Source organism: Mycobacterium asiaticum, assembly GCF_001673315.1.
GTDB classification, from domain to species: Bacteria; Actinomycetota; Actinomycetes; order Mycobacteriales; family Mycobacteriaceae; genus Mycobacterium; species Mycobacterium asiaticum_B.
Genome location: NZ_LZLQ01000051.1, coordinates 94,746 through 103,402, shown reverse-complemented (window position 1 = coordinate 103,402; position 8,657 = coordinate 94,746). Strand labels below are relative to the sequence as shown.

Below are 8,657 nucleotides of genomic sequence, written 5' to 3'. Positions count from 1 at the left end.
ATGCCACCTTCTTCCGGTCGGGGGCGGGGGCTCCGACGGCGGCGGCGGCGGCTCGGACGTCCGTGGCGGCGGCCGGGTCGTGGTGATCTGGTCCTGCACCGGCGGTGCCGAGGACGTCGTCGTCGCGGGATTGGCGAGTTGATTGGTATCGGTGCGCGTCACCAGGAGCGATACCGACACCACCAACGCAATCGCGGCCACGATTGCGGCGACGCCCACCACCCACGGCCAGCGCGGTGATCGGTCGTCGTCGCGCTCGAAGTCGTCATAGCTGTCGTAGTCGTACAGGGCCAGATCGGCCGGCACATACGGGCTGCTGGTGAAAAATTCCGACTCGGGCGCGGAGTAGGCCCGTGAATATGCGTCGGTCTCCGTCCCGTGATCAGAGGCGTCCAGTGGCTGACCGGGATCGTCCAACGGCGCCAGTTCTCCGGCACCATCCAGCCCGTGGTCAATGGGTTCCAGATCCGCGGGCTCGTTGGCAGCGTCGGGTTCCTCAGGTTCCCGTCCCGGCGGATTCGGCCCGCTCATGTCTGCTTATCCTGTCCAGCTGCCTCACCAGCGCGCAGCGATCCGCGGCTGCATCCGTGCCCGCGCACTCGGTGAATTGTCATGGTGCCCCGGAAACCCTATCGAACCGACCCGGACAGCGACCCTCAGCCAGACTGGGCGTCGATCAACTGATGCCCAGATGTGACCTTCGGACTGCGATCAGTGTTTCTCGGGCCCAAGGTAGTACTCGAAGACCAACCCGGCGACCGACGCCATGATGAACACCACACCGGCCACAATCAGCCACGGCAGCCACAACGCGATGCCAACGGCCGCCACCGATCCGGACAGAGCCACCAGGATCGGCCACCAGCTGTGCGGGCTGAAGAACCCCAGTTCCCCTGCGCCGTCGCTGATCTCGGCACCTTCATAGTCCTCGGGACGGGTGTCGAGCCGGCGCGCCACGAACCGGAAGAAGGTGGCGGTGAGCAGTGCCAAGCCGGTGGTCAGGACCAGACCGGTTTCGCCGGCCCACTCGGTGCCACCGGTGGCGAACAGCCCGGTCAGTACGCCGTAGAGGACGGAGCACAGCGCAAAGAAGGCGGCGATGAACTCAAACAGCCTGGCTTCGATATGCATGCTTTTGTCCTAACCTCTCGGGCTCGGGGCCAGTTCGCCGCGACGGGTGTCGAAAGGTTCGGTCTTCGTCGCCAGCGGCGCCTGGTTGATCGCCTGCAACGCCTCCGCGTTGGTCTTACCGGCAATCCGCTGCTGCATGAACGCAACGAAGTCGTTGGGCTCCACGACTCGAACCTCGAAGTTCATCATCGAGTGGTAGGTGCCGCAGAACTCGGCGCAGTGCCCGACGAACGCTCCGGTCCGGGTGATCTCCTCGACCTGGAAGACGTTGATCGAATTGTTCTCCTTGGGGTGCGGCATCACGTCGCGCTTGAACAGGAATTCCGGCACCCACCAGGTGTGCACCACGTCGGCCGAGGCCTGCACGAATTCGATGCGCTTACCCTTGGGCAGCACCAGAACCGGAATCTCGGTCTGGGTGCCCAGGATTTCGACCTTGTCGTAGTTCAGGTAACTGCGATCCTCCATGTTCTTGCCGTGGATCGCGCCCACCAGCTCCTCGCCGTGCTCGTCCTTACCCTCCGGCTTGGACTCCATCGCCTTCTTGCGGGCCTCGTCGGCGCCTTCGAAGTTGAACGTGCCGTCCTTGAACGCGACTCGCTGGTAACCGAACTTCCAGTTCCACTGGAAGGCCGTGATGTCGATCACGACTTCGGGGTCCTTCTCGAGATGCTGCAGCTTCTCCTGCACCACGACCGTGAAGTAGAACAACACCGAGATCATCAGGAACGGCACGATGGTGAGCACCAACTCGAGCGGCATGTTGTAGCCGAACTGCCGGGGGAACTCGGTGTCGCCCTTCTTTTTCCGGTGGAACGCCGTGGACCAGAAGATGAGGCCGTAGACGATCGCCCCGACGACCAGGGCGGCGATGACCGATCCGATCCACAGTTGCCGGTTGACGTGGGCCTGGGGCGTGATGCCCTCAGGCCAGCCCAAGCCCAGAACGTCCTGCCAACCGCATCCACTCAAGGTCAATGCCAGCACGCCCAGTGTGGCCGCCAGCGCAACATGACGAAGGCGGCGGGACCGGCCCCGACCCCCAGGGGACTGTTGCCCAGACCTGCTCTGCGACAAGCTTTGCGAACGATCCTGCCCGCGAGGTGTCACGGTGGCGCCTCCTGTACCGCAAGCTGGGCCGACTGGCCATCGGCTGACTCGATCCAAATCGGATCCGAATACTCGGATTCGAATACTACGCAGCGTAGACCACGCCGCTCACCCGGGCGACTGCCTGGTCACCAGGACCCGCCGGGAGCGTCCAACGCACCGGGCGTCCGAGTGCGGCATACTGTGGCGCCGTGTGTGGACTGCTGGCCTACGTGAGCGCTTCGGCCGCCCCAGAAGGCCCGGACGGGCCCGAAGCGGCGGCGGACCACGCCGCTCGCGCCGACGCTGCGATCGCCCGGGCCTCGCACCTGATGCGCCACCGCGGTCCGGACGAACCGGGCACCTGGGCCGACCCCGATCAGGACGGCTCGGTGATTTTCGGGTTCAACCGGCTCTGCATCATCGATATAGCGCACTCGCACCAACCGCTGCGCTGGGGGCCGCCCGAGACACCCGAGCGGTACGTGCTGGTCTTCAACGGCGAGATCTACAACTACCTGGAACTACGCGACGAACTGCGCACCGGCCACGGCGCCGTCTTCGCGACCGACGGTGACGGAGAGGCCATCGTCGCCGGCTACCACTATTGGGGCGCCGACGTCCTCAAGCGGTTGCGTGGCATGTTCGCCTTCGCCTTGTGGGACACCGTCACCCGCGAATTGTTCTGCGCCCGCGACCCGTTCGGCATCAAGCCGCTGTTCATGGCGACCGGCACCGGCGGCACCGCGGTGGCCAGCGAGAAAAAGTGCCTGCTGGACCTGGCCGATCTGGTGGCTTTCGACACCGGGATCGACGAGCGCGCGGTGCAGCACTACACCGTCCTGCAGTACGTCCCGGAGCCCGAGACCCTGCACCGCGGCGTGCGACGGCTCGAATCGGGCTGTTTCGCGGTAATCCGACCGGGCGCGGACCCGGTGGTGACCCGCTACTTCGTGCCGCGCTTTTCGGCGGTGCCAATCACCTCGGACACCGAGCAGGCCCGCTATGACGAGATCACCGCGGTACTCGAGGACTCCGTTGCCAAGCACATGCGCGCCGACGTCACCGTCGGGTCGTTCCTGTCCGGCGGCATCGACTCCACGGCCATCGCGGCGCTGGCCATTCGGCACAATCCGAAGCTGATCACCTTCACCACCGGTTTCGAGCGCGAGGGCTTTTCGGAGCTGGACGTCGCCGTCGCGTCAGCGGAGGCGATCGGCGCCCGGCACGTCGCCAAGGTGGTCAGCGCCGAGGAGTTCGTGGCCGCGCTGCCCGAGATCGTCTGGTACCTCGACGAGCCGGTCGCCGATCCGGCGCTGGTACCGCTGTTTTTCGTCGCGCGGGAAGCCCGCAAGCACGTCAAGGTGGTGCTGTCCGGCGAGGGTGCCGACGAGTTGTTCGGCGGCTACACCATCTACCGGGAGCCGCTGTCGCTGAAACCCTTCGACTACCTGCCACGGCCGCTGCGACGGTCCATGGGCCGGGTGTCTCGACCGCTTCCGGAGGGGATGCGCGGCAAGAGCCTGCTGCACCGGGGTTCGCTGACGCTCGAGGAGCGCTACTACGGCAACGCCCGCAGCTTCTCCGACGCCCAGTTACGGGACGTGTTGCCCGGGTTCCGCGAGGACTGGACGCACACCGACGTGTCCACGCGGGTGTACGCGGAGTCGACCGGCTGGGATCCGGTGGCCCGAATGCAGCACCTCGACTTGTTCACCTGGCTGCGCGGCGACATTCTGGTCAAGGCCGACAAGATGACGATGGCCAATTCGCTGGAACTGCGGGTGCCGTTCTTGGATCCCAAGGTGTTCGCGGTGGCGTCGCGGTTGCCTTACCAGGCCAAGATCACCCGCACCACCACCAAGTACGCGCTGCGGCGGGCACTTGAGCCGATCGTGCCGGCGCACGTGCTGAATCGACCCAAACTCGGTTTCCCGGTCCCGATCCGGCATTGGCTGCGCGCCGGCGAACTCCAGGAGTGGGCTTACGAGATGGTCGGGTCGTCGCAGGCCGGCCACCTGGTCGAACTGGCGGCCGTGCGCCGGATGCTCGATGAACACCGAGTGGGCACCAGCGACCACAGCCGCCGGCTGTGGACGATGCTCATTTTCATGCTGTGGCACGCGGTCTTCGTCGAGCACAGCGTGATCCCGCAGATCAGTGAGCCGGTCTACCCCGTCGAGCTGTAAGCCCGAGCTACCCCGGGCTAATTAGGCGAGGACCGCCGCGATTTCGGCGGCTGCCTCGTCGCCGTAGGCGCCCGCCAGTCGGGAAGCCGCGACCGAGCGGTCCCAATCCCACTGCTGGGTGCCGGTCGATTCCAGCACCAGCACCGCCACCAACGAGCCGAGTTGCGCCGAACGCTCCAGGCTCAGCCCGGCGCTGCGTCCGGTCAGGAAGCCGGCCCGGAACGCGTCGCCGACACCGGTGGGGTCGGTCTTGCTGTTCTCCGGCACCACTCCGACCTGAAGCGTGGCACCGTCGCGTTCGACGATCTCGACGCCCTTGGCGCCCAGCGTCGTCACGCGCAGCCCGATCTGGTCCATCACGTCGGCCGCCGACCAGCCCGTCTTGGACAGCAGCAGGTCCCACTCGTAGTCGTTGGTGAACAGGATGGCTGCCCCGTCGATGAGCTGTTTGATTTCGTCGCCCGACAGTCGGGCCAGCTGCTGGGAGGGGTCAGCGGCAAAGGGTAGGCCCAGCTTGCGGCACTCCTCGGTGTGCACGACCATGGCCGCCGGGTCGTTGGCCCCGATGATCACCAGTTCGGGTGTCCCGATGTTCTCGACCACCTCGGCCAGCGAGATGTCGCGGGCCTCCGACATGGCTCCAGGATAAAACGACGCGATCTGGGCCATCTCGGTGTCGGTGGTACACACGAACCGGGCCGTGTGCGCGGTCTCGGAGATCAGCACGTTGTCGGTGTTGACCCCGTGCTTCTGCAGCCAGTCGCCGTAGTCGCCGAAGTCGTCGCCGGCCGCTGCGACCAGCGCGGTGTCACCGCCGAGGACACCGATGGCGTAGGCGATGTTCCCGGCCACTCCCCCTCGATGCACCACCAGGTCGTCGACCAGGAAGCTCAAGGACACCTTGTGCAGGTGTTCCGGCAGCAACTGCTCGGAAAACTTGCCCGGAAAACGCATCAGATGATCTGTTGCGATAGAACCGGTCACCACGATCGTCACAAAATTCCGCCCTTCGTCTGCTACGGCCGTCTAGCCTCTCATGAACGTCAGCCAGGCCCCTCGTAACCATTGCGCTAGCCTGCTGAGAGAACTCACCCGGTTGCCCAGCCCCCATGCCCGGACGGCAACCGCTCGTCGCTCATCCCCCAGCCTAGGAGAACAACGATGGCCGGTCCGCACCCGCCGAACCCCGCTGTCGGCTCCGAGGGACCTCACCAGGGGCAGCAGCCGTACCTGCAGGCCGGCCCGGACGCACCCGACACGGTCGATTTTCCGCACAATATGGGCGGGGGCGACGCCTTCGCACCGCCTGGCGACGGACCCAACTATCCCGGCCCCACCGGACCGGTCCCCTACCGCCAGAGACGGACCAGACGACTGCTCATCGGCACGCTGCTGGCGATCGCACTGGTGGCCGCGTTGACGACGGCGATCGTCTACGGGGTCCGCACCAATGGCGCCAACACCGGCAGCACCTTTTCCGAGGGCGCAGCCAAGACGGCCGTCCAGAATTACCTCAACGCCCTTGCGCACCGCGACGTCGACGGCATCGTCCGCAACACGTTGTGCGGGATCTATGACGGGGTGAAGGACAAACGCTCCGACCAGGCTCTGGCCAAGCTCAGCAGCGACGCGTTCCGCAAGCAGTTCTCCGAAGTCCAGGTCACGACCGTCGACAAGATCGTCTACCTGTCGCAGTACCAGGCCCAGGTCCTGTTCAGCATGGATGCGACGCCCGCGGCAGGCGGACCAACGCGAAGTCAGGTGCAGGGCATAGCCCAGCTGCTCTTCCAGCGTGGCCAGATCATGGTGTGCTCGTACGTGCTGCGCACCGCGGGCCAGTACTGACCCGCTACCGGGTCAGTTGAAGGAGTCGCCGCAGGCGCAGGAGCCCGAGGCGTTCGGGTTGTCGATGGTGAAGCCCTGCTTCTCGATGGTGTCCACGAAGTCGATGGACGCGCCCTCGACGTACGGCGCACTCATCCGGTCCACCGTCAGGGCCACGCCACCGAATTCCACGGTCAGGTCGCCGTCCAGCGTCCGGTCGTCGAAAAACAGGTTGTAACGCAGCCCCGCACATCCACCGGGCTGGACCGCGATCCGCAGCGCCAGGTCGTCCCGACCCTCCTGGTCCAGCAGGGCCTTCGCCTTGGCAGCAGCGGCCTCGGTGAGGTTCACGCCGTGGGCCTTGGTGGTCGACTCGTTCTGCACCGTCATTACTTCTCCTACATGCCTCATGGTCGGGTGGGCCCGCCCAGCTGGATGTCCGTTGCGTCTGGGGCCTGGTCAGGAAAAACCCACTAGGTCAACGGTACCCTGGCGGGCCGCTATTCCCGAGTCGCGCCGCTGTCTCTGAGGCCAATCCCATCAGCTGATTGGCGGCATCGGCCAGCGCCAACCGCACCGAACCTGCGTATTCGGACATGGCCAGGGCCGACATGATCCCCGACACACGAGTGGTGGCTTTGTCCACTGACACCTGCCCGGCCAGCACAATCACCGGGATTCCCAACTCGCGGGCGGCGGCGGCGATCTCCCCCACCACCTTTCCGTGCAGGGACTGCTCGTCGAAATGGCCCTCGCCAGTGACGATCATGTCGGCATCGTCGAGGTCGTCGGCGAAATTGGTCAGCTCGGCGAAGATAGCGGCACCGGATTCGCAGCGGGCGCCCAGGGCCAGCAGCGCGGCCCCAATCCCACCGGCCGCCCCGGCGCCCGGCTCGGCGCTCACGTCGCGTCCGGCGACCGTGTCCAACACCACAGCCCACGCTTCCAGCCGGGCCTCCAGCTGCGCCACGGTGGCCGCATCGGCGCCCTTCTGCGGCGCGAAGACGCGGGCCGCCCCCCACGGACCGAGCAGGGGGTACTCCACATCCGATGCGGCGATCAGGTCGATGCCGGCCAGCCATTGACGCGCGGTGTCGAGCCCTCCGAGCTCGTCGACCATGCCCTTGCCGCCGTCGGTACAAGCACTGCCGCCCAGGCCGACCACGATCCGCGCGGCGCCGGCCTGCAACGCGACCCCGATGAGCTGCCCGACACCCCTGCTGTGTGCGGCCATCGCGGTCTCCCGGTTCGGCGGGCCACCCAACAACCCCAGGCCGCAGGCCTGCGCGCATTCGAGGTACGCCGTAGCGGTGTGCGCGTCGAACACCCACTGGGCGTCCACGTCGAAGTCCAGCGGCCCGCTGACCCGTTGCACCCGCAATCCGCCGATCCGGTTCGCCAACACCTCCACGAAGCCTGGCCCGCCGTCGGACTGCGGGGCGACGATGAACGAATCTCCCGGCCGGGACCGGGTCCAGCCGGTGGCGATGGCCGCGGCCGCCTCCACCGCGGACAAGCTGTCGCCGTAGCAGTCGGGAGCCACCAGCACCCGCATTGCGGGCAGCTGTAGCCTGCCGGGCCCGAAGCCACCGGCAGCATCATCCGAGGCTGGCGAGCCGTTCATTACTGGCCAGAGTAGGTCCACGGGCCTACCGCCGCAGGCGTTACTGGCGCAATTCAAATAGCCGGGCAGCGGCGAAGTAACCTGGCGACTGTGAAGCTACTGGGCCGCAACAAGGGCGACGGGGACAGCGGGGCGAACGGAGATGACTCGTCGGTAGCGCAGGATCAGGACTCTGCTGCCACGGATACGCCCGCACGCGGATCGCGCAAAACTGGTCCCAAGGGCCGGCCTACGCCCAAACGCAGTGCGGCACAGGGCAGAAAGGGTCCGGTCGCCCCGGCACCCATGACCGCGGCCGAGGCTCGAGCCCGGCGCAAGTCTCTGGCCCGCCCGAAACTGAGCCGGGAGGAACGCCGCGCCGAGCGGACCGCCGGCCGCGCCCGGATGACCGACAGCCGGGAACGCATGATGGCCGGCGACGAGGCCTACCTGCTGCCGCGCGACAAAGGGCCGGTACGCCGATACGTCCGCGATGTGGTGGACTCCCGGCGCAACGTGCTCGGCCTCTTCATGCCGTCGGCACTGTTCCTGCTGGCTGCCATGTTCGCCGTCCCGCAGCTGCAGTTCTATATGTCTCCGGCCATGCTGGTACTGATGGCCCTGATGACGATCGACGGCATCGTGCTGGGCCGCAAGGTAGGCCGGCTGGTCGATGAGAAATTCCCCAAGAACACCGAAAGCCATTGGAAGCTAGGCCTTTACGCTGCCAGTCGGGCTTCGCAGATGCGCCGGATGCGCGCGCCCCGACCACAAGTCGAGCGCGGCGCGAGTGTCAGTTGACGGTCGCCTGAGAGCCGGTT

Annotated in this window: 8 protein-coding genes and 1 pseudogene; 3 read left to right on the top strand and 6 right to left on the bottom strand. The window is 66.5% G+C overall.

Annotated elements, in window-relative coordinates; translation table 11 throughout:
* The 3 genes and pseudogenes from A5636_RS07845 to ctaC all read right to left on the bottom strand — a co-directional run.
* A pseudogene (locus A5636_RS07845) lies at positions 1-531 on the bottom strand (MmpS family transport accessory protein); the annotation flags it as partial.
* A gap of 180 nt (positions 532-711) precedes the next feature.
* Entirely contained in the window at positions 712-1,131 is a 420-nt protein-coding gene (locus tag A5636_RS07840) for a cytochrome c oxidase subunit 4 (RefSeq protein WP_065158117.1), read from the bottom strand.
* A 9-nt stretch (positions 1,132-1,140) separates the two neighbouring features.
* Positions 1,141-2,208: an aa3-type cytochrome oxidase subunit II gene (gene ctaC, locus A5636_RS07835; RefSeq protein WP_065158116.1), complete on the bottom strand. Its 1,068-nt coding sequence runs from the start codon at positions 2,206-2,208 to the stop codon at positions 1,141-1,143.
* Between the two features lie 224 nt (positions 2,209-2,432).
* Here ctaC and asnB point away from each other — a divergent pair, with 224 nt between their 5' ends.
* On the top strand, positions 2,433-4,409 hold the full coding sequence (gene asnB / locus A5636_RS07830; protein ID WP_065158115.1) for an asparagine synthase (glutamine-hydrolyzing): 1,977 nt from the start codon (positions 2,433-2,435) through the stop codon (positions 4,407-4,409).
* Positions 4,410-4,430: 21 nt separating this feature from the next.
* Here asnB and A5636_RS07825 read toward each other — a convergent pair whose 3' ends face one another.
* Positions 4,431-5,405: a carbohydrate kinase family protein gene (locus A5636_RS07825; RefSeq protein ID WP_065158114.1), complete on the bottom strand. Its 975-nt coding sequence runs from the start codon at positions 5,403-5,405 to the stop codon at positions 4,431-4,433.
* A gap of 165 nt (positions 5,406-5,570) precedes the next feature.
* On the opposite strand from A5636_RS07825, the gene A5636_RS07820 reads away from it, so the two are divergent.
* Positions 5,571-6,254, top strand: coding sequence for an Rv0361 family membrane protein (locus A5636_RS07820; RefSeq protein WP_065158113.1), 684 nt, complete (start codon positions 5,571-5,573; stop codon positions 6,252-6,254).
* A gap of 12 nt (positions 6,255-6,266) precedes the next feature.
* On the opposite strand, the gene A5636_RS07815 is transcribed toward A5636_RS07820, so the two are convergent.
* Positions 6,267-6,623: a HesB/IscA family protein gene (locus A5636_RS07815; protein WP_065158112.1), complete on the bottom strand. Its 357-nt coding sequence runs from the start codon at positions 6,621-6,623 to the stop codon at positions 6,267-6,269.
* 88 nt (positions 6,624-6,711) lie between these two features.
* Positions 6,712-7,788 (bottom strand): glycerate kinase family protein, encoded by a 1,077-nt coding sequence (locus tag A5636_RS07810; protein WP_172827178.1) that lies wholly within the window; start codon positions 7,786-7,788, stop codon positions 6,712-6,714.
* A gap of 159 nt (positions 7,789-7,947) precedes the next feature.
* Here A5636_RS07810 and A5636_RS07805 point away from each other — a divergent pair, with 159 nt between their 5' ends.
* Positions 7,948-8,637 carry a DUF3043 domain-containing protein gene (locus A5636_RS07805; RefSeq protein WP_065158110.1) on the top strand — a complete coding sequence of 230 codons (690 nt, stop codon included), beginning with the start codon at positions 7,948-7,950 and terminating at the stop codon, positions 8,635-8,637.
* Positions 8,638-8,657: the final 20 nt, after the last annotated feature.

Bases quoted from the DNA above. Each gene is read 5' to 3' on its own strand.
- A5636_RS07815 (WP_065158112.1), bottom strand. From the start codon at position 6,623: ATGACGGTGCAGAACGAGTCGACCACCAAGGCCCACGGCGTGAACCTC.
- A5636_RS07810 (WP_172827178.1), bottom strand. From the start codon at position 7,788: ATGCGGGTGCTGGTGGCTCCCGACTGCTACGGCGACAGCTTGTCCGCG.
- A5636_RS07840 (WP_065158117.1), bottom strand. From the start codon at position 1,131: ATGCATATCGAAGCCAGGCTGTTTGAGTTCATCGCCGCCTTCTTTGCG.
- A5636_RS07820 (WP_065158113.1), top strand. From the start codon at position 5,571: ATGGCCGGTCCGCACCCGCCGAACCCCGCTGTCGGCTCCGAGGGACCT.